This is a genomic window from Cognatishimia coralii (assembly GCF_037478305.1).
GTDB lineage: Bacteria > Pseudomonadota > Alphaproteobacteria > Rhodobacterales > Rhodobacteraceae > Cognatishimia > Cognatishimia coralii.
In genome coordinates this window covers 193,581-216,545 of sequence record NZ_JBBGAZ010000002.1, presented here as the reverse complement: position 1 = coordinate 216,545, position 22,965 = coordinate 193,581, and the positions used below count along the sequence as shown (strand labels likewise).

20 protein-coding genes and 1 tRNA gene are annotated in these 22,965 nt (G+C 55.5%); 9 read left to right on the top strand and 12 right to left on the bottom strand.

All coding sequences use genetic code 11. The features are described 5' to 3' along the window. The first annotated feature begins 43 nt into the window (after positions 1-43). The 4 genes from WG622_RS06640 to WG622_RS06625 all read left to right on the top strand — a co-directional run bounded on the left by WG622_RS06640 (position 44) and on the right by WG622_RS06625 (position 3,718). Positions 44-742, top strand: a complete 699-nt coding sequence (locus tag WG622_RS06640) for a uroporphyrinogen-III synthase (protein WP_339402868.1) — start codon at positions 44-46, stop codon at positions 740-742. A 96-nt stretch (positions 743-838) separates the two neighbouring features. Continuing rightward, positions 839-2,110 (top strand): COG4223 family protein, encoded by a 1,272-nt coding sequence (locus tag WG622_RS06635; protein WP_339402867.1) that lies wholly within the window; start codon positions 839-841, stop codon positions 2,108-2,110. 9 nt (positions 2,111-2,119) lie between these two features. Further along, the gene (locus tag WG622_RS06630; protein WP_339402866.1) at positions 2,120-3,598 is read left to right on the top strand and encodes a heme biosynthesis protein HemY; all 1,479 of its coding nucleotides are present in this window, start codon (positions 2,120-2,122) and stop codon (positions 3,596-3,598) included. Between the two features lie 44 nt (positions 3,599-3,642). Beyond that, positions 3,643-3,718 (top strand) — tRNA-Thr (locus WG622_RS06625). Between the two features lie 843 nt (positions 3,719-4,561). Here the strand turns inward: WG622_RS06625 and WG622_RS06620 are convergent. Genes WG622_RS06620 through WG622_RS06605 form a run of 4 tightly spaced genes read right to left on the bottom strand, consistent with a single transcriptional unit; the run spans position 4,562 to position 7,600 of the window. Next, positions 4,562-4,855 carry a YciI family protein gene (locus tag WG622_RS06620; RefSeq protein ID WP_339402865.1) on the bottom strand — a complete coding sequence of 98 codons (294 nt, stop codon included), beginning with the start codon at positions 4,853-4,855 and terminating at the stop codon, positions 4,562-4,564. A gap of 8 nt (positions 4,856-4,863) precedes the next feature. Next, on the bottom strand, positions 4,864-5,712 hold the full coding sequence (locus WG622_RS06615; protein WP_339402864.1) for an MBL fold metallo-hydrolase: 849 nt from the start codon (positions 5,710-5,712) through the stop codon (positions 4,864-4,866). Beyond that, on the bottom strand, positions 5,709-7,139 hold the full coding sequence (locus WG622_RS06610; RefSeq protein WP_339402862.1) for a sulfatase family protein: 1,431 nt from the start codon (positions 7,137-7,139) through the stop codon (positions 5,709-5,711). The genes WG622_RS06615 and WG622_RS06610 overlap by 4 nt, the downstream gene beginning before the upstream one ends. After that, a complete protein-coding gene (locus WG622_RS06605; RefSeq protein ID WP_339402861.1) occupies positions 7,136-7,600 on the bottom strand; it encodes a MarR family winged helix-turn-helix transcriptional regulator in 465 nt (154 codons plus the stop codon). The genes WG622_RS06610 and WG622_RS06605 overlap by 4 nt, the downstream gene beginning before the upstream one ends. A 103-nt stretch (positions 7,601-7,703) precedes the next feature. Between WG622_RS06605 and WG622_RS06600 the strand changes: the two genes are divergently transcribed. From WG622_RS06600 to WG622_RS06585, 4 genes are read left to right on the top strand one after another with little or no spacing between them, the layout of a single operon-like run. Next, positions 7,704-8,657: a tripartite tricarboxylate transporter substrate-binding protein gene (locus tag WG622_RS06600; protein WP_339402860.1), complete on the top strand. Its 954-nt coding sequence runs from the start codon at positions 7,704-7,706 to the stop codon at positions 8,655-8,657. 33 nt (positions 8,658-8,690) lie between these two features. After that, a complete protein-coding gene (locus WG622_RS06595) occupies positions 8,691-9,236 on the top strand; it encodes a hypothetical protein (RefSeq protein WP_339402859.1) in 546 nt (181 codons plus the stop codon). Next, the gene (locus WG622_RS06590; RefSeq protein WP_339402858.1) at positions 9,236-10,819 is read left to right on the top strand and encodes a tripartite tricarboxylate transporter permease; all 1,584 of its coding nucleotides are present in this window, start codon (positions 9,236-9,238) and stop codon (positions 10,817-10,819) included. The genes WG622_RS06595 and WG622_RS06590 overlap by 1 nt, the downstream gene beginning before the upstream one ends. Next, positions 10,816-12,342, top strand: a complete 1,527-nt coding sequence (locus WG622_RS06585) for a sulfatase-like hydrolase/transferase (RefSeq protein WP_339402857.1) — start codon at positions 10,816-10,818, stop codon at positions 12,340-12,342. The genes WG622_RS06590 and WG622_RS06585 overlap by 4 nt, the downstream gene beginning before the upstream one ends. Before the next feature lie 722 nt (positions 12,343-13,064). Here WG622_RS06585 and WG622_RS06580 read toward each other — a convergent pair. The 8 genes from WG622_RS06580 to WG622_RS06545 all read right to left on the bottom strand — a co-directional run bounded on the left by WG622_RS06580 (position 13,065) and on the right by WG622_RS06545 (position 21,518). Continuing rightward, positions 13,065-14,102 carry an ABC transporter ATP-binding protein gene (locus WG622_RS06580; protein ID WP_339402856.1) on the bottom strand — a complete coding sequence of 346 codons (1,038 nt, stop codon included), beginning with the start codon at positions 14,100-14,102 and terminating at the stop codon, positions 13,065-13,067. Continuing rightward, on the bottom strand, positions 14,090-15,502 hold the full coding sequence (locus WG622_RS06575) for a mannitol dehydrogenase family protein (RefSeq protein ID WP_339402855.1): 1,413 nt from the start codon (positions 15,500-15,502) through the stop codon (positions 14,090-14,092). The genes WG622_RS06580 and WG622_RS06575 overlap by 13 nt, the downstream gene beginning before the upstream one ends. After that, complete coding sequence (locus WG622_RS06570) at positions 15,495-16,394, bottom strand: helix-turn-helix domain-containing protein (protein ID WP_339402854.1); 900 nt, start codon at positions 16,392-16,394, stop codon at positions 15,495-15,497. Before WG622_RS06570 ends, WG622_RS06575 begins: the two co-directional genes overlap by 8 nt. Further along, positions 16,394-17,230 (bottom strand): carbohydrate ABC transporter permease, encoded by an 837-nt coding sequence (locus WG622_RS06565; RefSeq protein ID WP_339402853.1) that lies wholly within the window; start codon positions 17,228-17,230, stop codon positions 16,394-16,396. The genes WG622_RS06570 and WG622_RS06565 overlap by 1 nt, the downstream gene beginning before the upstream one ends. 4 nt (positions 17,231-17,234) lie before the next feature. Beyond that, positions 17,235-18,176 (bottom strand): carbohydrate ABC transporter permease, encoded by a 942-nt coding sequence (locus WG622_RS06560; RefSeq protein WP_209357841.1) that lies wholly within the window; start codon positions 18,174-18,176, stop codon positions 17,235-17,237. A gap of 147 nt (positions 18,177-18,323) precedes the next feature. Beyond that, a complete protein-coding gene (locus tag WG622_RS06555; protein WP_339402852.1) occupies positions 18,324-19,598 on the bottom strand; it encodes an ABC transporter substrate-binding protein in 1,275 nt (424 codons plus the stop codon). Positions 19,599-19,845: 247 nt separating this feature from the next. Continuing rightward, positions 19,846-20,157 (bottom strand): DUF4387 family protein, encoded by a 312-nt coding sequence (locus WG622_RS06550; protein WP_339402851.1) that lies wholly within the window; start codon positions 20,155-20,157, stop codon positions 19,846-19,848. Beyond that, the gene (locus tag WG622_RS06545) at positions 20,154-21,518 is read right to left on the bottom strand and encodes an acyclic terpene utilization AtuA family protein (RefSeq protein ID WP_339402850.1); all 1,365 of its coding nucleotides are present in this window, start codon (positions 21,516-21,518) and stop codon (positions 20,154-20,156) included. The genes WG622_RS06550 and WG622_RS06545 overlap by 4 nt, the downstream gene beginning before the upstream one ends. A gap of 457 nt (positions 21,519-21,975) precedes the next feature. Between WG622_RS06545 and WG622_RS06540 the strand changes: the two genes are divergently transcribed. Further along, positions 21,976-22,920: a response regulator gene (locus tag WG622_RS06540; RefSeq protein WP_339402849.1), complete on the top strand. Its 945-nt coding sequence runs from the start codon at positions 21,976-21,978 to the stop codon at positions 22,918-22,920. Positions 22,921-22,965: the final 45 nt, after the last annotated feature.

Sequence of the window (22,965 nt, the reverse complement as noted above, 5' to 3'; positions counted from 1 at the left end):
GGGCAGGTAACACTCTAGGCCCGCGCAAACAATGGGTGAGACAATGTCCGCCGTGAAACCCGTGATCATCCTGACCCGCCCCGCAGCGCAAAATGCGCGGTTCGCGCAGGCTATTGAGGCCAGCGGTCTTGAAGCGAGGATCATCGAGGCTCCGGTGACCCTGATCATTCCTGAGCCGCAAACCGCTGATCTGAAACCAGCGGCAACCGCGATCTTTACCTCATCCTATGGGGTTGAATACGCGCCCGGAGGAACCGGTGTTGCGTGGTGCGTTGGCGACAGGACAGCGGAAGTTGCCGTTACGAAAGGCTGGCAAGCGCGGTCCGCAGGCGGAGACGCAGACGCGCTCTTCAAGCGGATTTGCGCCGATCTCGCGGGCGCTGAGGTGCAGGACACGCTCGTGCATTACTGCGGAAAAGAGACGCGTGGTGATCTGAGTGGACGGCTCTCTAATGTTGGAATTTCCACCCAACGATGTGTGGTTTATCGGCAGGAGAAACAGGCGTTGTCTGAGGACGTACACCAAGTCATATTAGGCTCTGATAAGGCTATTTTTCCTGTTTTTTCGCCAAACTCGGCTCAAAGGCTTGTGCAGCAGTTGCCCGCGGGCTCCAAAGTGGATTTTGTCGCAATTAGTCAAGCAACAGCTCAGACGCTCCCGCCAGAGATGGTCCGTAATGTGGCGGTTGCGAAAACCCCCGATGCCCAGTCTTTAATCGAAGCGCTGCGTGACATGGTTTAGGGGGAAAAAGCTGCGGAGTGACGCATTGTAGCACTGAGGGTGCTAACTTAGATTGATAGTAACGATTTGAAGAATACGGATTCGAAAGGGAAGATCGTGGCGAAAGCGAAAAAGAGCGATACGTCGGACGATCAGGACAAAACGCCCTCAACTGACGTGAAAGATGACGTTGTCGAGGCCGAAGTGCTTGAGGAAATTCCAGCAGAGGCCGAAGAAGCCGCCGCCGATGTGGAAGACACGTCGGATGAGGCAGAGAGTGCCGCTTCGGAAGGTGATGCAGCAGAGGACGAGGACGCCTCTGATGAGGACACCGAAGAAGAGGCTCCTGCCGAAGATGTTCATCCCGAACCGGAAACCAACGACCTAGAACCCGAACCAGCGCCTCAGCCCACGCCGGAACCTGCGCGTTCGAATAGTGGCTTTGTGCCCCTTCTGATTGGCGGTATCCTTGCCGGAGGCATTGGCTTTGGGGCTGCCCAAGTTTTGGGACCTCTGCAATCAGGCCCGGACGAGGCGACTTTGGCGTTGCAGTCTCAGGTGCAAGAGCAGATGGCATCCATCGAAGCCCTGCAAGCCCTGGTCGAGACATCGCAAGGCGCGGCGGATCAGTCCCAACAAGCGGCGTCGACGTTGCAAGGCTCTGTTGACGGGCTGACCTCGTCTTTGGCGGCCATCAACGGCCAGTTTGACGACATAGCAAATGCGCTTGCCGGATTGGATGCGCGGATCATCGAGCTGGAAAAACGTCCGCTGACCCAAGGATTACCGTCCTCGGCGATAGAAGCATACGAGCGCGAGCTTGAAGAGCTGAAGGCCTCGGTTGCGTCGCAACGTGCCGAAGCACAGGCCATGGAAGAAAACGCCAAGATGACGGCACAACAGGCCTTGGCCCGTGCAGCACTCACGCGAGTCTTGTCAGCGCTTGACGCAGGGCATTCGTTCCGCGCGCCCCTCACGGATTTTGCGACGGCAACCGGTTCGCCAGCTCCTGCCGTCCTTGAAAGCCTTGCCGACACCGGTGCCCCAAGTCTTGCGTCCTTGCAAAGCAGCTTTCCGGATGCCGCCCGCGCAGCCCTTGCCGCCGCGCGCCGTACTGAAGGCCAATCGGGCAACCGCCTTTTGTCCTTCATGCAATCCCAGCTCGGCGCGCGCTCTGTCACGCCACAGGAGGGGGACGATGCGGATGCCGTCCTCAGTCGCGCTGAGGGCGCTTTGACATCGGGCAATCTGACGGATGCCTTGGCGGAATTGGCCGCCCTGTCTGAGGACGCTCAAGCCGAAATGGCAGAATGGATTGCCAGCGCGCAGACCCGCCAAGAGGCCCTCGCCGCTGGCGAAGCTCTCTCTCAAGCACTCAACACGAATTAAAGGTCGCTCATGCTCTGGTCTCTTACCAAAATCCTTCTTTTCGTGGCGGCGATCGCAGGCCTGACCCTTGGTGCGGGCTATTTGTTGGAAAGCGACGGGGGCGTGATGCTGACCGTTGCGGGCGTGGAATATACGCTCAGCCCGTTGATGTCGGTGATCGCGCTTTGTGTGTTGCTTGTGGTCCTGTGGGTTTTTCTCAAGCTTATGTCGCTGTTGGTTGCGACGCTTAAATTCATCAATGGCGATGAAACCGCGCTTAGCCGGTATTTTGACCGCAGCCGAGAACGCCGTGGCTTTCAGGCTCTGACCGAAGGCATGATGGCCTTGGCTTCGGGCGAAGGTCGGGCCGCTATGGACAAGGCGCGCAAGGCAGAACGGCTGTTACGGCGTCCTGAACTCACCAACCTGATCACAGCGCAGGCCGCTGAAATCACTGGCGACAAACGTAAGGCCGAAGAGGTCTATAAACGGCTTTTGCAGGATGATCAGACCCGATTTGTGGGTGTGCGGGGCCTGATGAAGCAAAAGCTTGAGGATGGCAAAACTGAAACCGCGCTCAAGCTAGCCGAAACCGCTTTTGCCCTGAAGCCGCGCCATGTGGAAACCTCTGACATTTTGCTCAAGTTGCAAGCGGACAGCGAAGACTGGAAGGGCGCGCGCAACACGCTGAACGCCAAACTCAAGCACGGCACGTTGCCCCGCGACGTACACCGTCGTCGCGATGCGGTTCTGGCCTTGTCCGAAGCGAAGGCGCTCTTGTCAGAGGACGCATCGATCTCCGAGCGAGAGGACTTTATTGAGGCCAACCGCCTGTCGCCGGATCTGATCCCGGCAGCAGCAATGGCCGCGCGCAGCTATATCGCCAAAGGCAAGCCTCGGTTCGCGATGAGGATCCTGAAAAAAGCCTGGGAAGCACATCCTCACCCTGATCTTGCCGCCGCCTACGCCGAAATCGAGCCGAACGAGACGCCTCAAGAGCGGATCAAGCGGTTTGGGGTTCTAGTCAAACCGACTTTGGACCATCCGGAAACCAAGATGCTGATGGCCGAATTGCAAATCGCCGCCGAGGATTTTCCAGCGGCACGCAAAGCGCTGGGCGACTTGTGGGAAGCCGACCCCACCGCAAGGTCTCTGACCATCCTTGCGGCGATTGAAAAAGGGGAAGGTGCTGCGGACGACATCGTCAAAGGCTGGCTCGCCCGCGCAGTCAACGCGCCACGCGGGCCGCAATGGGTTTGCGACAAGTGTCACAATATTCACGGCGAATGGGTACCGGTCTGTGGCAATTGCGGAGCGCTGGATAGCCTAAGCTGGACTGCGCCGTCGTCCGACGACACAGGAGGACCTGTTTCCGTCGATATGCTTCCTATGATCGTCGGTGCTCCTGAACCGATGACGGGCGAAATTGTGTTTTCCGATTCCGTTGGGAGCGGCGATACAGAAGAAGAAATTGACGAAGAGACGGTCGCCCACGAGCCGACAAAATAGGCCTTTTCCATCCCGGGTCGGGGTGTTAAACCCCGGCCTCAGGCGCCGCTGTAGCTCAGCTGGTAGAGCACGTCATTCGTAATGATGGGGTCGTAGGTTCGAGTCCTATCAGCGGCACCATCAAAATCTGACAACACTGAATAAAATGTAAGGCGCTTTGGTTTTCCGCCTTATTGTCCACCTACGCGTAGGCGAATAGGGCGCGATTGGTGGCGGTTTAAGACGGGGTGCGCCCCGGAACAGTGTAGACTGTCTCGACCTAGACCAGAAATGCGGAAGCATATTTTTGGTATCTAGTTGAGGTCAGCGTATTCTAGGGTGAGTCTCAGGGGATTTTCACAGTTTAGACAAAGTAATTTTGTTTCTAAAACAAGCGGTTATCTTTCAAGTGTCTACATCGATTGTTTGCATAAAACTAAGCCAAAGACTCTACTTTGTTCCCTATGTAGCGATCTGCACCGTTTTATTCACGGTCTCGTTGAATCTCGGCGAGCGCGGGCGGACAGGACACGCACCTGTAGCTTTGTCCGCTCTTTTCGGGTGTCGGGAGCTGTTCCCTCGTGTTGAGACCGCAGTTTGGTCGCCGAAGTACGAAGAAGTGAGGCACACGCTCTTAGATCTGAGCGGTATTTTCTGCGATAGCAATACAGGGTTTTTCAAAGGGGCGGAAAGCGGATTTTCGCAGCGCGTGCGAAACCAACCGCCGATGACGTAAGTCTTTCTCATTTTTGGCGACTAGGTTCACAAAAATTCAGAAAACACGACGGAATGCTTTCAGCCGGTTTGCGACTGAGAAAATTTTAGTTTGATTGTTCCGCCAAATTTAGAGTGAATCGCACAAAGCCAAATAAATCGAGAGGTGACCAGTTCTTCCTGACTGATTGCGTGGGTTGGGGCTGTTAGAAAAGGCAGTGAAATCCCGGTTTGCCAATTTGTTATTTCTGTCCAAGAAGGCTTGTGGCGTCACTCCGGTTCGGAAATATTGAACCTCTTTCCGGTCGCAAAAATCTTGTAGCTGCGCAGCTCAGGGCTGTACATTGGGTCTCCCTCAATAAGGCGCACGATTTCGTCGCGATCTGTCGCACGCAAGATCCAGATGCCGCCTGTCGGATCAGAATCTTCAGCCCCCGCCAAGGAACCGCCATCCAGGAAAATCTCGGTCCGAGATGTCAGGTATGCGACGTGCTTTTCAAAGTGCGTCTTGCGCCGTTCAAGCATTTCTGGCGCGTCATTGAATATCACGACCCAATGATTCATCGGCTTTCCTATATCTCAAACGTCATAAGGTCTTCGGCAATCGTGGCCCGCGCTCCAAATTCTAGACTTGCGTTTTGTTGCGCTTTTTCGAACCGTGTTGGTTCGTCCATGTACTTCCTGAAATGCGTGATGACTAAGGCCTTGGCCCCGACACGTTGCGCGAGTTTGCCGATTTCCGTTGGGGTTGGCGTGACCGCGGCCATCGCGTTGGACGCATCGCTATCTTCAAGGCGATAGCACCAATGCAGCAAAAGGTCAGCATCCTCAGCAAGGCTTTCGAGGTCCTCGCAAAGGCCCGCGTCTCCTGAGTAGACAAATCGTTTGCCCCCAGCATCCAGCGCAAAGCCCATGCAGTCCAAAACAGGCTGCGCGTGGGGAACCGCGCAAGAGCGAATACGCCATCCCGTTCCTTCGATTGTATCGCCGGGCGTGATCTCTTGGACGATCGGCGCGGGCCATGGGCGGGGCAGGGTGCCACCACGCTGAACCCAGACTTCTTGGCTATGGGGCAATTCTGTTCGCGCGATAAGATCATGCGCAAGCACTCCGTCGCGTCCAAAGTATCCCTTAGTGATCTGAGCAATCGGCGCAGGCCCAAATACTTTGATCGCTGCGCCACCCTCGTCCCATGCTGCATGCACCAATCGGGCATAGTCCATCATGTGATCCGAATGCAGGTGGCTGAAAACGATGTGTGTGATGTCAGAGGGCAGTCGGCCCGATCTTAAGAGATTGTCAAAGACGCCACCGCCGCAATCAAAAAGTATGCGATCCGCGCCAACTTCAATAAGGTAGCCGCTGGAGGCGCGACGTTCATAGGCCTCTGGCGAGCCTGACCCCAAGATTGTTAGCTTCATTTTGCCATCTCCGGTGGTGGCGTGGCACCTGGCGCGCCGAGGCCCAAAGCTGCGTCTCGTCCACCAACGCGCTCGACCAAAGATGCCTGATCCGCGAAAGCCTGCGCGTCGGTCGCTGCGGGATCGCAAATTGCGCTAAGCTCTGCGTGGAGTTCCGCGAGTTTTGCGGCACTGTCTGGATCAGTGGCCAGATTGCGCAATTCTTCAGGATCTTCGGCCAGATTGAAAAGTTCGTCAGGGAAGCCGACATAATGGATCAGTTTCCAATCTCCCTTGCGCAGCATGAAGGCACCGGACACTGCGCCAGCGGCGTGGTATTCCGAGAATACGACGCGTTCTTTGGGCGAGTCCGCCGCAATCGACGAAAGGTCCGTGACGCCGTCCGTTGGGGTGAAGTCGGCCTCAAAATGGGTTGCAATCGTTGCCGCAAGATCCAGAAGGCTGACAGGCGTATCACATGTGCCTGTGGCGACATTTGGCCCCGCCATGATCATGGGAACCGCCGCGCTTTCCTCGTACATGTTTGACTTGCCCCAAAGGCCGCGCGCCCCAACGTTGTCACCATGATCTGACGAGTAGATAATCGTCGTGTTATCGAGTTGGCCGCACTCTTCCAGAGCCGCAAGGATTTGGCCGATATTGTAATCGAGCCATGAGCAAAGCCCATAATACGCCCGCAGCGCGGAAATCCGTTCATCCTCGCTTTTGAACTTGGCCTCACTGTCCATGAAGGCGTTTTGCTTTTCCACCCATGGGTGGCGTGGATGGCCTTTGTTCGGGTGAAGTTTTACCTCAGGCATCATGTCTGCCGGATACATGTCATAGAACTCCTGAGGCACCACCAATGGGAAATGCGGAGCCACTAATCCCACATAAAGGCACCACGGGTCTTCGCCGCCATTTCGATCGTCAAGCCAGGTTTTTGTGCGCGCGACGACCGCTTCGTCGTAATCGGTGTATTTGCTGTTCCCAGGCCCGATGTAGTCACCCAGCATGCGGCCGGGCCCCAGAATGCGTTCGTCTTCCTTACGTATGCTTGCCCAGACCATTCCGACGCCGTCGGCAACCATCATCGGAATATGTTCGACGTCAAAACCTGCTGGGTCTTCCTCTGATCGATAGTGGAGTTTGCCGATGCTCTCAACTGGCACACCTTTTTCCTGAAGAGCATGCCCCCAGCCGCGGATTGACCCCTCGTAGGGCATCGCATTATCCCACATGCGCGTTTGATGAGGATAGAGGCCTGTTGCAAAACTCGCGCGGGCGGGCACACAGATGGGGCAGGGCGTATAAGCGTTGGTAAAGCGCATGCCCCGAGCCGCCAACCTGTCCAGATTTGGTGTTTTAACAAATGGGTGCCCGGCGCAACCCATCGCGCGGGACTGATGTTCATCCGATAGAATAACAAGGAGGTTGGATTTGGTCATGGGATCTCGCGTGTTTTCGAGGCGGCTTCAAGTTTGTCGATCACTTTGTAAAACACCTCGAGGTCATCTTTGGAGACGTCCTTCAGCAAAAGGTCCTGTCGGGCTTGCATGATCGGCATAGCCTTGGCGCAAATATCGCGCGCGCGCTGCGTCAGGGTCAAATGCTGAACGCGTTTGTCCATCTCGTCGGGTGTTTGTTCCAGCAGTCCTTTGTCAACCATGGAGGCGATTTTTCGGCTCAGCTGCCCTTTGTCGATTTCGGTAATGTCCGACAACTGCTTCAACGTGTTGAATTCAAACCATTCCAGAGTTTGCAATATGCGCCATTCGACAAGCGATAGCCCGGAACTGGTTTTTAGGATCGATGTGGCTTGAGCGTTCAGGCTCGCCTGAAGCCGCGCCAGCCGGAAGGTGACAAAGGATGTGAGTTGCCGTGGTCGGGGTTTCTGATCCTGCTTCATGGGGCAACATTTTCAGAGTTAAGTTGATAGGTCAACTTTTTATTTGACAGGTCAACTAAATTGTGGATTCCTAGCTGGCAACAACATTTTGGGAGGAATGAAAATGAAAAATCTATTGAAAGCGGGAGCTGCGGCTGCCGTTCTGGCAGTCTCGACGGCGACTTCGGCGTTTGCGGACGGGCATGGATGGTCCCCTGAGGGGCCTATCAAAATGATCATCGCATTTGCTGCGGGGGGTGGTGCTGACACCTCTGGTCGCCTGATTGCCGAAGAGGTTCAAAAGGCGACTGGCTGGGAAATCATTCCAGAGCAAGTTACGGGCAAAGGCGGTGTGAACGCAGCCGTAGCGCTCAAGGACATGCCGGCCGATGGCACGAGCATCGCTTTGATCGTGACCGAAACGCTTGGCTACAACGCTGCCGCAAACCCCGGAGCGGGCATCACGCCCGCTGACTTTACGGGTCTGACGACAACTGCTGGTTTCCAAATGGGCATCGTGTCCAAATCCGACACCGGATGGACCTCTTTTGCTGATATGATTGCTGCGGCCAAAGGCGGTCAGGACATCCGCTTTGGTACAATGAGCCCGAAGCTCTCTGACCTTGCTTTCCTGTTGGGTGAAGCACAGGGCGTTGACTTTAATATCGTACAGGTCCGCGGCGGCCGTGCCGTTCTGAATGGCGTCACCGCAGGTGATATGGACGTAGGCTTTATGGCTGGCATCCAAGGCAAAGGCGTCGCCGCTGGCGATCTGGTAAACCTTGCCTCTGCCCTCACGGTGCCTCTGAAGCAAACGCCTGATGCGCCAACGATGGCTGACCTTGGTGTGGATTTCACTGCGGATGGCTACTTTGTTTTTGTGGCACCTGCCGGTCTGCCTGATGACGCGCGAGAGGCTTTGACAAACGCATTGGCTGCGGCAACGACAACAGGTGGCGCAGGCGCCATGATCAACAAGGCCTTTGGTGGTGCTCAAAACATCATGGGTGCCGATTTGGACGCCTTGCTCGCCGCTGACTATGAAAGTGCAGGAGCGCTTCTAGAAGCAGTTCAATAAATTTCCAAAACTTCATACTCCGAGGCCAAGCCAATGTTTTCTAACTCTAAAGCAGAACGTTGGCTTGGCCTTTTTTGTGTCGCCTTTGCCTTGGTGTTGATTTTTGTCTGGATTCCCCACGACGTCGAAACAGGGGCGTTTCAAAAGGTGCGTCGACGATTGACCATTGGGGATAGCCTGGCGCCAATGGTGGCGGGGGTCGTCATTCTGCTCGGGGGGGTATTGACGTATCTTTCCCCATCGGAAAACGCGAAAACACTGGACCGCAAAGCAATCCTCTGGGTTTGTCTTGTGGTTCTCTCAGTTGCTGTTTCCATCACGATCATGCGTTGGTTCGGGCCTCTGGTGACAGAGTTACTGACCGACCAAACCTACCGCAGTTTACGGGCCACAGCGCCGTGGAAATATGTGGGCTATGTGAGCGGAGGAGGTGCTCTGGTCTATCTTCTGATCGGAGTTGCCACGCGATCCTGGTCGTTGAAATACCTTTTGATTGGCCTGCTTGCCGCGCTGTGTATGGCTCTGTTTTACGACCTGCCATTTGAAGACCTTCAATTGCCGCCAAATGGAGATGTCTGATGGGCATTTGGGACCACGTTCTACTTGGGTTTCAGGCCGTTTTTCTGGGAACAGAGGCCTTTAGCATATTCGGTCTGCCGATTTCTGTGACTGTCCTGATGGTTTTGGGCGGCTTCCTTTTGGGCATCGCTGTGGGGGCCACTCCGGGTCTTGCGGGGCCCATGGCAATGGCCATCGCCCTGCCGATTTTGATCTCGATCTTTGGGTTTTCTTCAGATGCGTTTCTACCGGTCCTAGGGTTTCTCGTCGGGATCATGAAGGGTGCGACAGTTGGGGGTGCAGTGCCCGCAATCCTCTTTAATACGCCCGGAACGCCCGACGCCTATATGACAACGCTTGACGGCTGGCCGATGTCAAAAAAGGGAGAGGCGAAGAAGGCGCTTCGAGTGGCCCATTTCTCTTCGGCCTCTGGGGACACGTTCTCTGATATCGTGCTAATCCTTTGCGCCCCGTTCTTGGCCGTTTTGGTTGAAACCTATCTCGACCTTCCGGAAAAGACGGGGCTGCTGCTGCTGTCTTTGGCTTTCATCGCCTCTGTGATCGGGAACTCGGTTGGCAAAGGTCTGATCTCTATGGGACTTGGCCTATTGGCCGCGATGGTCGCAACGGGCGAAGATTTCTATCCTCGCCTAACAATGGGTATCCCAAGTTTAAATGAGGGCTTCCCGATCGCCTCTGCGATCCTCGGCGTTCTTATCATTGGCGAGGTCTTTCGACGCCTTGAAGACATGCGCTACGGAGGCGTTCAAAAACAGGGACAGGCCGTAGCAAGTGCATCCGCGTCTTCTCGGCTTGGGTGGGCAGGGTTGCGCCCCTTGCTTCCGTATATCGGACGTTCGGCCGTTATTGGCACGGCCATCGGGGCGCTTCCCGGCATCGGGTCAACGCTGGCCGCAACATTGGGCTATTCCACCGGCAGCACGCGACATGAAAAGACCAAAGCACCTGATGCCCCAAGTTTCGGCGAAGGGGCGCCTGAGGGCATTGCCGCGACGGAAGCGGCAAATTCCAGCGTGTCCGGCGCGAACCTTATTCCAGTCCTTTCCTTGGGTATTCCGGGCAATGCCGCCGCTGTTTTTCTGATCCTGGCGATGGATACAATTGGCGGCTTCAACCCCGGTCCATCGGTCTTTCGCCTAAGTGGCGATGGTGTGAATACGGAAATGGTTTTGGCTTTCGGATTGTTCACGACCATGTTTTTGGCAAACGGTCTCAATTGGACAATCGGAGGCCTGTTCATGCGCGTCGTCGGCGTTATGGCCCGTATCCCGAACCATCTCTTGCTTCCGATTGTTTTCCTGATGACCCTAACGGCGATCTATGTCCAAGAAACCAGCCTTGCGGCGATTTGGATCACGCTTGGGTTCGGCGTGCTGGGGTACCTCATGCGCAAACTCGATATATCGCCATTGCCCTTTGTGATTGCCTTTATTCTATCTGGCAAACTCGAAGACACCGCACGCCAGGCCTTCGCTGCAACTGGCGCAGATCCGTTCTTCTTGTTCAAAAGCCCGGTCGCGCTCGCCTTTGTTGTCCTAACCGTTGTCGTCGTCGTTGCTAACCTGAGAAAGTCTTCTAAATGAGCCGCCCAAACATCCTTTTGATCTCTGCAGACCAACATCGTGCCGATTGCTTTGGGTTTGAAGGGCGGAGCATTAAGACGCAGCATCTGGACAGGCTGGCGGCAGACGGCACCCATTTTTCGAATTGCATCACGCCAACAGTGGTCTGCCAACCAGCACGTGCATCCATCCTGACAGGGCAGCTATGTCGGACGCATGGCGTCCACGACAATGGCATCGACCTTGATCCCGCGATTGGAGAAAAGGGATTTGCGGGCGCTATGTCGGCGGCTGGCTATGACACAGCCTACTTCGGCAAGGCGCATTTCTCGACGTATCATACCTTCGAAGCCACCGGCACGCCTGAGTGTCTAAAATCCTCGGCCAGCTATCCCGACACGTGGAACGGCCCCTACATGGGCTTTGACCATGTGGAGCTGATGCTTGTCGGGCACAATTGGTTCCTACCGGAAAAACCGCCCCATGGTCAGCACTATGAGCGCTGGTTCTATTCCGATGGGAAAGGGGATGAAAAGAACGCACTTTACCAAGAAAACGCGGGCGATACCAAAGGCGCGGCTCAGACGTGGCATTCCAAATTGCCGGTGGCCTGGCACAACTCGACATGGACTGCCGACCGCACAATTGATTGGCTTGAAAATAGTCGCGGAGATTCACCGTTCTGCGCTTGGGTGAGCTTCCCTGACCCGCACCATCCCTTTGATGCCCCTGAACCCTGGTCGCGATTGCACGATCCGGCCGAAGTAGACCTTCCTAAGAACCGCGTGCGTTCCTTTGAGGGGCGCCCTTGGTGGCATGAAGAGGTCCTAACAGCAGAACCGACAGGCGCAAAAAAAGACGCCGAAGTTCGCAAGTCCTATAGCCGTATCGCTGAACAGAGTGATGAGCAACTGCGCGAGATTATCGCCAATACCTACGGCCAGATTGCACTTATTGATCACAACGTAGGACGTATTCTCATCGCTCTCGAAGAAGCAGGGATCGCTGACGATACAATAGTTATCTATATCTCTGATCACGGTGATTGGCTTGGCGATCATGGGCTGATCTTAAAGGGGCCCATGCACTATGAGGGCCTCCTTAGGGTACCGATGATCATGCGCGGCCCTGGCGTGCCCAAGGGTAAGAAGGTCGATGAACCTGTTTCGACCCTGGATCTGGGGCCAACGTTCTTTGACTATGGCGAGGCCGTGGCGCTTCAGCCGCAGCATGGCGAAACGCTTAGGCCTTTGATCGAAACCGAAGAGGCGACAAGAGAGTTTGCCATGAACGAGTGGGAGCTTTTGCCAACACGCGCTGGGGTCGCCCTTAGTTTGCGCACAGTGCGCACGAAAACGCACAAGTTGACCTATGATCTAAGGTCCAAAGCTGGTGAGCTTTATGATCTAGCGAGCGATCCAGACGAGATGCAGAACCTGTTTGATGATCCTGCGCATAAAGATGAACAAGACTATCTGATGGAACTTTTGCACAAACGTCCCGACGATATGCGCCCAATCCAAACCCAGGTCGGGATGGCTTAGGGCCAGGTATCGATTGCATTTCTTTTGCAATTCTGGCGCGGAAAAGAGATAGGCATTCTCAGGAAAGATCGCATTTTCATTTTTTCGCTTGGTAAAAGCCAGTGTGCGCAAAGCTTGAATGGTCTCCACAAGAGTTACACGTGAGCGAGCGAAGCCTATCTCAAAAGTGGCATCGCGGCACATAAGGAGGTTGCGAATGACCGGTTTGGGCCGAAAGTGGTACGGCGGAATTCCCTATTTTGACCACCAAATGAAGTAGTCTCTGAAGATAGCGATCCAAAAGCTCATCCAAAACGGCCTGTGTTTCCTGCAGTGCAATCGTAGATCCGTGCAGCTCGTTTTCCCGCAGGCGGGACACGTCTTCGGTTTTTCAGTTGATTCTTCTCAAATAAAAAATGGAACACTTTTCATTCGTCCCTGACATGCCCGGTCCGTCCGAATGAAAAGTACTGTACATTCGTGTTGAGGACGCGGCTTAGTCGACTTGCGAGACTAACCATGCAATCCCTTCCGAAAGAACTCGCAATACTTTCTCTTCACTTGGAGAGAAAGGCTCAATGCCTTTGTGGGGGACCTTGTAGCATTCAAGATGGCGCTTTTAACGAGGTTACCCATAAGCGGCACCACTTCTCAATCCAGAAGTAACCCTGGGCTCGGCGCTTGGGCTTTCAGCTTTCGGGCGGGGGCAAAATGTTACACCCGTCGCCGTAAAACGCCTTGGTTCAGCCCCGTCTCACACCCGTTGTTTTGTCGAAAACATGTACCTTCTCTTCCAAGAAAGAAAAGTGCAGCTCGTCGCCGTTTGAAACCTTGGGCGGCGTTTCCAGTTTCGCGATGAATTCGACGCCATCGTCTGTTTTCATGTGAACCAGCGCGAGCTCCCCTAGGTTTTCGACGATCTCAAAGCGTGCCGTGATCATGGCCTCGTCTGAGGAACACAGGCGCAGATGCTCGGAACGGATGCCGATGATGGCCTCCTCGTCGCTCAGAGACGCCAAATTCTTGGGCGCGGATGCGGCCAGATTTGACGGTGCGAAGAAGTTCATCTTTGGGCTGCCGATGAATTGTGCGACGAACGTGTTTTGCGGTCGGTCATAGAGGTCGATCGGAGCGCCAACTTGTTCGATATTGCCACCGCGCAAAACGACGATCTTGTCGGCCAAGGTCATGGCTTCGACCTGGTCGTGGGTGACGTAGATCATGGTGGAACCCAGCCGCTCATGCAGTCGCGCGATTTCGAGGCGCGTTTGAACACGCAGGGCGGCGTCCAAGTTGGACAGAGGCTCGTCAAAGAGGAACACTTCGGGTTCGCGCACAATTGCACGGCCAATGGCCACGCGCTGGCGTTGACCCCCGGAAAGCGCCTTGGGGGTGCGATCCAGATAGTCTGTGATGTCGAGGATCGCCGCTGCCTCACGGACGCGTTGGTCGATCTCATCTGCGGGCATCTTGGCCTGCTTCAGACCGAACGCCATGTTCTTATAGACCGTCATATGCGGGTAAAGCGCATAGGTCTGGAACACCATCGCCACACCGCGTTTGGCGGGGGCCACGTCATTGACCAGAGTGTCGCCGATGGACACGTCGCCCCCCGAGATCTCTTCAAGACCCGCAATCATGCGCAACAACGTAGATTTACCGCAGCCTGACGGGCCGACGAAAACCACGAATTCACCGTCTTCGATATCGAGGTCGATGCTCTCGATCACTTGGACGTCGCCGTAGGACTTGGCGACATTGCGGAGTGTTAAACCAGCCATCTATTTTCCATTTCTTGGATTGCCGCAGTGAGGTCGGGCACAAAGGTTTCATATGTTGTCGGAAGATCGCCCCAGAGGTTTGGGTCGCAGACCAGATAGGCCTCGCGATCTTTCGGCAAAATCGGGGAGAGTTTGTCCCAAAGGGGTTCGTGATAAGGAACCTGCGCCTTTCCCGCTTGGAACTGACGCGCATAGACGATCCAAGAGGCTGCGCAGTCATAGCCTGCCAGCGGGCGCTTGCCTTGTTCTAGACAGGCGCGCAGCGTTGGACGGATATAAATCGCCATTTTCGAATAGCCATCCATGCAGATGCGCTCGAGTTGATCTGCAATGCCTGCATTCTCAAACCGCGCTGCGACTTGGGACAGGTAGGCCGAGGTATCGAACGGTATATCGTGGCCGAGGCCTGCGAGGACTTCTTCACGCTCATAGCGGTCGAAATGTTGGCGCAGCTCGGGATCAGCCATGGCGTGATCAAACGTGTCGTGACCGGCCAATGCGCCAAGATAACACAGCGCCGTGTGCCCCCCATTCAGGATGCGGATCTTGGCTTCTTCATAGGGCTCAACGGTCTGAACGACTTCGACGCCAACTTTTGAGAGGTCCGGCATCGGGCCTGCGAATTGATCCTGAAGCACCCATTGGCTGAAATCTTCGGCGTGGATGGGCGAGGTCGCGTGATCCGGGAATAGCTGGACGACTTCGGATTTAAGGTCCGGCGTGCTGCGCGGGGTGATCCGGTCGACCATCGAGCATGGGAAGCTCGCATTCTCAAGAACCCAAGCTGCCAGCTCCGGTTTTCCCGCGGCCTCCATATAGGCCAGAAGCGCATTTTTCAGCACTTTGCCATTGTTGCGAATGTTGTCGCAGCACAGGAGGCTGATGGGCGCATTGATGGACTGCACGCGACGCTCCAGCGCTTGCGTCAGAAAGCCGTAGATCGTCGCAAGACCGCCGCCATTAAGCTCATCAGCAACGGGCCCAGCCGCAAGGTCGAGGCTCCAGTCGTCCTTGAAGTAGTAGCCGCTTTCCGTGACCGTCATGGAGGCCACATGGACCGAAGGACGGGACAAAAGATCAAGCGCCGCGTCCAGATCTGTCGCGGCGTCTACGAACGCTACATGAGACCGGATCGAGCGGAATTCCTGTGTTCCGTCCGCTGCAATGGACTTCAGCAGATAGCCACGTTCCGCCCCAGCGGCTTCGGCAAAAGACGGCGACTCTGAGGCGCGCAGATTGACCGCTGCAATGCCCCAGCGAAGGTCGCCCGTCGCCTGCATGTAGTCGTCCACATAGACTGCCTGATGCGCCCGATGAAACGCCCCGTAACCGATGTGCACGATGCCGATATCACAGGATTTGCGATCATAGGCGGTCGTGAAGAATTGCGTATCAGTCATAGGAGGCTCCACTCGCAGGAGCCAACTCGGACCGCGTCAGATCGCGATAAGCCGAGGGGGTCATGTCTTTGACTTTGAGGAAGTGGCGATTGAAGTTCGCGAGATTACGGAAGCCGACCTCGTGACAGATCGTGGCGATCTTGTCGTCTGTGGCTTGCAGCATGGAACAGGCCTGACCAATCCGCACTTTGGTGACGAATTCGACAAACCGGCTGCCTGTGAACTTCTGAAAATTGCGCGAAAAGGCAGTCGGGCTCATCCGCGCCATATCGGCGGCTTCTTCGAGCGTGAACTCTTCGGCAAAATGTGTGGTGATGTGGTCAACCACATCCGCAATGCCCGATTGCTTGGTCGTGCGCGTTGGGAAAGCGACGGTGTGATCGGACAGCTGCTTTTGATGAGGATGTTTGGAGGCAATCGTCAGGAACGAAAGAAACCGTGTGATCCTTTCCGCGCCTGTTGCGTCGCGAATGCCCGCGAGATGCGTGGCGGCGACCGATTGATCAAAGTCGATGAACTCAATCCCGCCGCGAGAACGTTGCAAAACCTCGTCCAGCTCGCGGAATTCGGGGAAGCCCTTTGCAACCTGATCGATGCTTTGTTGACTGAATTGCACCAGCATATCGCGCAGCTCGACCGGTTCATACGCGCCGACCTCATCGGTCACCCAGTTATGTGGCACATTCGGACCGACCAGATAAAGCGCACCGGGTCCAAATGGGCCGATATGCTCGCCAACAAATGCCTTGCCATGGGTCGAGGTGATCAGATGCAGCTCATAGACCTCGTGGCTGTGCCAGCGGCATAGGTCCGTGGGCCAGCCGTGTTCCAGATAGCGGACAGACTCGGACGCCTGATCGACAAATTCAAATTCGGGGGTCAGGATCGACATTACTTCACCGCTCCGAATGTCAGGCCCTGCACGAGCTGTTTCTGACAGAACCAACCAAGGACGACGATAGGGCCGACGGCGGCGGTGGACACAGCGGACAGGCGGCCAAAGAACAGGCCTTCTGGCGCTCGGTTGCCTTCGATCAGCTTGGACAGCGTGGCCGCTTCCGTGGTGGTCAGGCGCACGGTCCAATAGGCTTCGTTCCAGCAGAAGATAAAGCACAAGAGCGCGGTCGAGGCGACGCCACCCCAGGCCAGCGGGATCAGGATGTCTTTGATCTCGCCCCAGGTGTTCACACCGTCCATTTTGCCCGCTTCGATGATCTCTTTCGGGATCTCTTTGAAGTAGGTGAAGAGCATCCAGATCACGATCGGCAGGTTGATCAGGCTCAACACCAGAATGATCAGGAAATGGGTGTCAAAGATGCCAAGGAAGTTCTTGGTCAGGAAGGTCATCGGATATAGAACCGCAGCCGCAGGCAGCATCTTGGTAGACAGCATCCACATCAGGATGTCTTTGGTGTGACGGCTTGGGTTGAACGCCATCGCATAGGCCGCAGGTACGCCGACAAAGAGCGTAAAGGCTGTGGCAAAGACCGAGGTGATGACCGAATTGGTCGCAAAGCGCCAATAGTCATAGTTCTGGGTCATATTGGCGTAGTTCTCAAGCGTCGGCGTAAAGAACAAGAGATGCTCTGGTTTGACCGCGTCGGCGTCTGTTTTAAAGCTGGTAAAAACCATCCAGAAAATCGGAAAAAAGAAGATCAGTGCGACGACCCAGGCCAATGTGGGCCAGAAGATACGGCTAAATTTGGTTTCTTGAGCGACAATAGCCATAGGATCAGTCCATCAGAGTTTTGCCGACCATCCGCAGAAGGAAGATGGCGACGATATTTGCAAGAATGACAGCGAAGATGCCGGTGGCGCTGGCAGCACCGATGTTGTTGGTCGAAAACTCGCCGATCAGATAGGGCAGGTTCTTGTTGCCGTTGCCGCGGCTGACGATCTCGATCTCGGCGTAAAGCGACAGGTGAAAAATCGCCTGGATCATGACCACAATTGCAATCGGACGACCTAGATGCGGTAGCGTCAGGTTGCGGAACATGGACCATGCGTTGGCTCCGTCCAAAATCGCGGCTTCCTTTTGCTGCTGATCCTCAGATTGCAGGGAGGTCATAAAGATCAGGACAGCAAAAGGAGTCCACTGCCAGGTGACCATGATGATCACAGCATAGGCCGATGTTTGGGTCGCGCGGAACGAAATCGGATCGATCTCGGGCCAAAGGGAGAAGAATGCCCCCAGTATCGGGAAATTCTGTAGGCCCGAGATCATCTCATTGATCCCCGCCACGGCCAGACCTTGCAGGCCAAGAACGGGGTCCAAAATCATGTTGATCCACAGAACCGCGTTCACTGCTGGCATCACAAAGAAGGGCGAAATCAAAAGTACGCGCACGATGCCGCGTCCCGGGAAAGATCTGTTGACCAAGATCGCAATCGCGAGGCCCAGAACTACGGTAAGAATGATGATCGAGCTGACGATGAACAGGCTGTTCTGCACCGCGAACCAAAAGTCCTTGGCCTTGAAGAGTACAAACTCATAGTTCCCAAACCCGCGCCAGTTGCTCAGACTTGGGGTCGTCCATTCCGGACGTCTCAGGTTGTTCAAGTTATAGCGGATAAAGGAAAAATACAGCGTCATGCTCAGGGGCACGAGCATCCAGATCAACAGCAAGATCACGGATGGTGTCTGCAATAATCTGGGGAGAGTTCGTTTGGACATGGGGTCGGTTCTCGGTAACTTCGCAACTCGGAATGGGTCTGCGATTAGCAAAACTCTAAGAATTTAAGGGAGTTTGGCAAATGGCAGGGCAAGCTGCGCGGAGTGAGAGGGGCGCAAGACGCGCCTCTCTCGATTGCCTGATATGGCTTAGTAGTAGCCTGCCTCGGACATGATTGCGTCAGCTGCCGCTTGTGCTGCTGCCAGAGCATCATCGACAGATTTCGCACCGGACAGAGCTGCCGCCATTTCCTGAGCCACCGCAGAACCCACTTCTGGGAATTCTGGGATCGCTGCGAACTGAACGCCAACGTAAGGCTTCAGATCTGTCGCTTCTGGGGCTGCGGATTCAATTGCGGCCATTTCAGCTGCGGCGAAACCTGCAACCGCCTGGAACTCAGGGAATGCGTAGGTGGACGCACGCTGGCCAGTTGGGACAGAGCCCCAGCCGAACTCTGGATGGTTCGCAACCGCTTGGACGTACTCTTTAGATGTCGCCCACTCGATGAAGTCCTTCGCAGCATCTGCGTTCGGAGATCCAGCTGGAACCGCCATCGCCCAAGCCCAGAGCCAGTTGGCCCCTACTGGGTTACCCGCGTTTGGAGATTGTGCGTAAGCAACACCGTCAACTTCAAGGAAGGAAGCCGCGATTGTGGCGTCGATCCACATGCCACATTTGCCTTCGTTGTAAAGCGCGAGGATCTCGTTGAAGGAGTTACCTTCGGATCCTGGAGGGCCATAGGTGCCCAGCAGATCTACGTAGAAGTTGATCGCAGCTTTCCACTCGTCGCTGTCCAGAGTTGGACGGAAGTCTTTGTCAAACCATGCGCCACCGAAAGAGTTCACAACCGTGGTGATGAACGCCATGTTGTCGCCCCAGCCTGGCTTACCGCGCAGACAGACGCCATAAACGCCCGCATCTGGGTTGTGGATCGCAGCGGCTGCTGCTTTGACGTTGTCCCAGCTGTCGTTGTCAGCAATGGAAACGCCGGCTGCGTCCATCAGGTCTTTGCGATACATCACCATCGAGCTTTCGCCGTAGAATGGGGCCGCATACATGGTGCCCTCATGGGACAGACCTGCGCGGATCGCGGGCAGAATGTCGTCTGCATCATAGTCTGCACCGAAGTTCAGAGGCTCGATCCAGCCGGCTGCGCCCCAGATTGGCGCTTCCTGCATGCCGATGTTGATGACGTCATACTGGCCACCACCGGTCGCCGTGTCAGAAGTCACCTGCTCGCGCAGAACGCCTTCTTCCAAGGACACCCAGTTCAGCTTGACGCCGGTCTCGGCGGTGTAGGCTTCGGCAACGGTTTGCATGTTGATCATGTGACCGTTGTTCACGATTGCGATGGTCAATTCGTCTGCCGATGCGAATGTTGCCGCAGCAGTCAGAGCAAGCGCAGATACGCTCAATTTCTTCATAATTTCCTCCCAAAACAAATTCGGTTTGGTCCCGAACATGCTCTTATTCTGGCGATGGATTCTCGATACAAACTAGTATGAAGTCGGCTTAGAATGATACTTTTAGTCTAGTTTTCGTCAAGAATTTCCAAAATTTCGCCAATTGAATATATGTTGAGAGGGATTAACAGCTTGTTGGCGTCACGGGTTCATCTTTCAGAATCTTGCTAAACGCATCGATTCCCTTGGCCACCCGCGCAGGTTTTCGTCACGCGTCTTCAGTGGCCTCAAGGTCCGCCAAAAGTGTTGCAAAAGACGCCCCATGCATATCGCGATCAAATCGTGTGCCTTGGATCTGGGGTCTTGGAATACTGAATTTCAACACATTGAGATCAGCGATTTCATACCGCTTAAGCTCGGATTCTTCCGCACCCAAGGCTCTTGCCACTTTCGCGGTCTCAGCAAGGGCGCATGCCTCATGGAAACGTTGCGGAGACTCACAAAAGATATCGATCGTCAGCCAAAACGGCCCGGCATTCTTGGATCTGATCTTGAAGGCTATGTCCGAGAGCTTTGTCATACGCCGATCTCCAGAACTTCGAGGTGGAAAGCGTCCATTGGGTCATCCAGTTCCAGAACATGATTGAGGCAAAACTCATAGATCTCGCCGCGTGACATTTCCGCAGGAGAGAACGGGAAGGCGAAAGTTGGCATCTCTTCCTGCTCGCTTAGGGGGTGATGCAACAGATAGGGGTTCAGGATCTTGGCAACCTCTCGCGACGCGGCTTCCGTGGGTGCCGTCACGATCCCCAAAACGCCGATCTCGCTGCCATGGCGAGCGTTTTGGTCCAGCTCTCCTAAAGTCGCGTTGGCGCCAATCAACCGAAGCTCTAACGTAAAGGCCTCGTTCAAACGCGTCTTGGCCTTGGCGGTGCATTTTTCCGCGATGTCATCGACCCAGGCTTGAATGTTGTCGACATAGCGTGGCTCTCGCACCAGAACCAAAGAGACGGTTTGATATCCGCCACTCCGTGCGCCCTCTAGTTTTACTGTATAGGTGTCGCTTGGCACCCATGCGCTGCCCGTCACGCGGACAGAGCGGTCGTCCATGGCATCGTATTCTGCGCCTGTGACGTCCAAATGCCCGCCGGGTTCATAGAGCTGATAGGGATTTGAGTTCTCGTAAAGCATATGTGCAGACACGGTGTAGGGCGTCGCGCGGGCGGCCTCGCCCATGGGTTCCACCGTAAATCCCGCATCGTCAAAATGGATCATGATCGTGCCGGTGTTCGGGCTGGTCGTTGCCAGCGCTCCGCATTCACCGATCTTTGCACCATGCCAGGCCGCGCCTGCGTGACACCCGCGCGCCAAGGGCAGGGCTGCGATGGTCGCCGTGTCGGTGGTGCGCCCTGCAATGACAATGTCAGCGCCTGTTGCGAGGGCTGCCTGAATTTGCTCGGCTCCGGCGAGCGCCACAACGTTGGTGCAGCTCTGCAGCGTTTCTGCGCTGATCCCAATATCCGGAGCGAGGGGTTTGATACGCCCTTCCGTCAGCGCCTTGGTCATGAGGTCAACGGGTTGCCCGGATTTCAAAACGGCCACGCTAAGCGACATGCCCTCTTCGGTAGCAATTTCACGCGTGATTTCGACAAGCCAATCCACCGCATCGTCAGCCCCACAGGTGCCAGCAGTCCCGATCACCAGAGGCACGCCCGCCTGTGCCCGCGCCAGCATCAATTCGCGCCACTCGGCTTTGGTCGATCCGCGGGAGTACTTGGATGTGCCGGTTCCCAGATAATGCGGGCCGCTGTCTGTCGAGCCTCCGTCGATGGCGATCAGGTCCGGGCCCTCTGCCACGCCGCGGGCGAGGGCGTCCCTGTCATAGCCAAGCCCGAGGGCGCCCGAAGGTATGAGGATTTTGGTCACGTTGGATTGAGTCACGGGGTGGTGCTTTCACGAAAGATGCGTCCTGTGTGAGCTAGTCACCGGACCTGACACAGCCCTGACAGAGCCGTCCAAACGGGCCATTGATCTTGATTCGGAAACAAAGCCGGCCGGGCCGTTTCGCGACTCGCAACAATGGCGGGCATCTGCATGCTGGTGAAAATTCGCTTCTGACCCGCGTCAGCCAGTAAACCCAAGATTGCATAGCATCCGGCCCACAAAGTTCCGTACTAATCAATTAAGAAATTGTAATTAAACAATAAAACCTGATCCACAGTTCGATTTTACGGTTAATGTCTGGTTAACGAAACAGGAAATATTTTCACCAAATCCGAGTATACGCCCCAATTGCGCCATATTCTCCCGTATATAGTGGTCGGAAACGACAGCAGTCCTACAGGCGAATTCCATTGCAGAAGCGACCGGGCCCGTGGGTGAGCGAACGGAGACGAATATGAAAATTCTGGCCGTCGATGATGACGAACTGATCCGCGAAATTCTGGGTGCAACACTCGAAGCGCATGGCTACACGGATGTGACCATGGCCGATTGCGGCGAGGACGCCCTGCGCAAGATCGCAGCCGCGCCGCAGCCGTTTGATGGGTTTATGTTCGATATCCAAATGCCAGGCATGGACGGCACCGAGCTCTGTCAGCAAGTGCGCCAGATGGAGCAGTACAAGAACTCTCCGGTGATCATGATCACCGCGATGAACAACAAAGAATATGTCGACCGTGCCTTCATGGCGGGCGCGACGGATTATGTGACCAAGCCCTTCGACACGACTGAACTGATGACCCGTATTCGTCTCGCGGATCGTCTTCAGCAAGAAGCGCGCAAGGCAGCAACAGCTCAGGCGGCAGCCCCTGCGGCAGCGGCAGCGGCCCCGAAAGCTCCGTTCCGCGATCCGGTCACGATCAAAGACGTACGCGGCGTTGTGAAAAGTGCGGCGCTCGACAACTATGTCATGCTGATGCTGGAACAGAAGCAATTCGCCATGGGCGCCTTTGCCCTGCAGATCCCTGAACTGGAAGCCGTGCACGCAGGATCCAGCACCGAAGAATTCACGTATGTTGTCACTGACATCGCCGAAGTCATTTCGGATTGCCTTGTCGGGGCGCAAGCCTTCCTCAGCTATCTTGGCGGCGGCACCTTCGTCTGTGTGGGTGCGAAAGCAAAACTGCCGTCCGCAGATGCGATGCATGATGAGTTCGTCATGATGCTGAACGACCCTGATCTGGTCTATTGCGAAGAGGTACAGACCGGCTTCTCTGCCATCATTGGCGATGCGGCGGCGCCTAAGCTGTTCGAGAAGCGCGGCGACCTGCGGTTCCTGGATCGTGCGGTCGAAAAACTTAAAGAAGCAGGCGGCTCCGGTCGTGCAGCCTTCGCGGCCTAAGCGCCTTTTTTCAAGCTATGACAAAAGGCCGGGCGTGGACCTCGG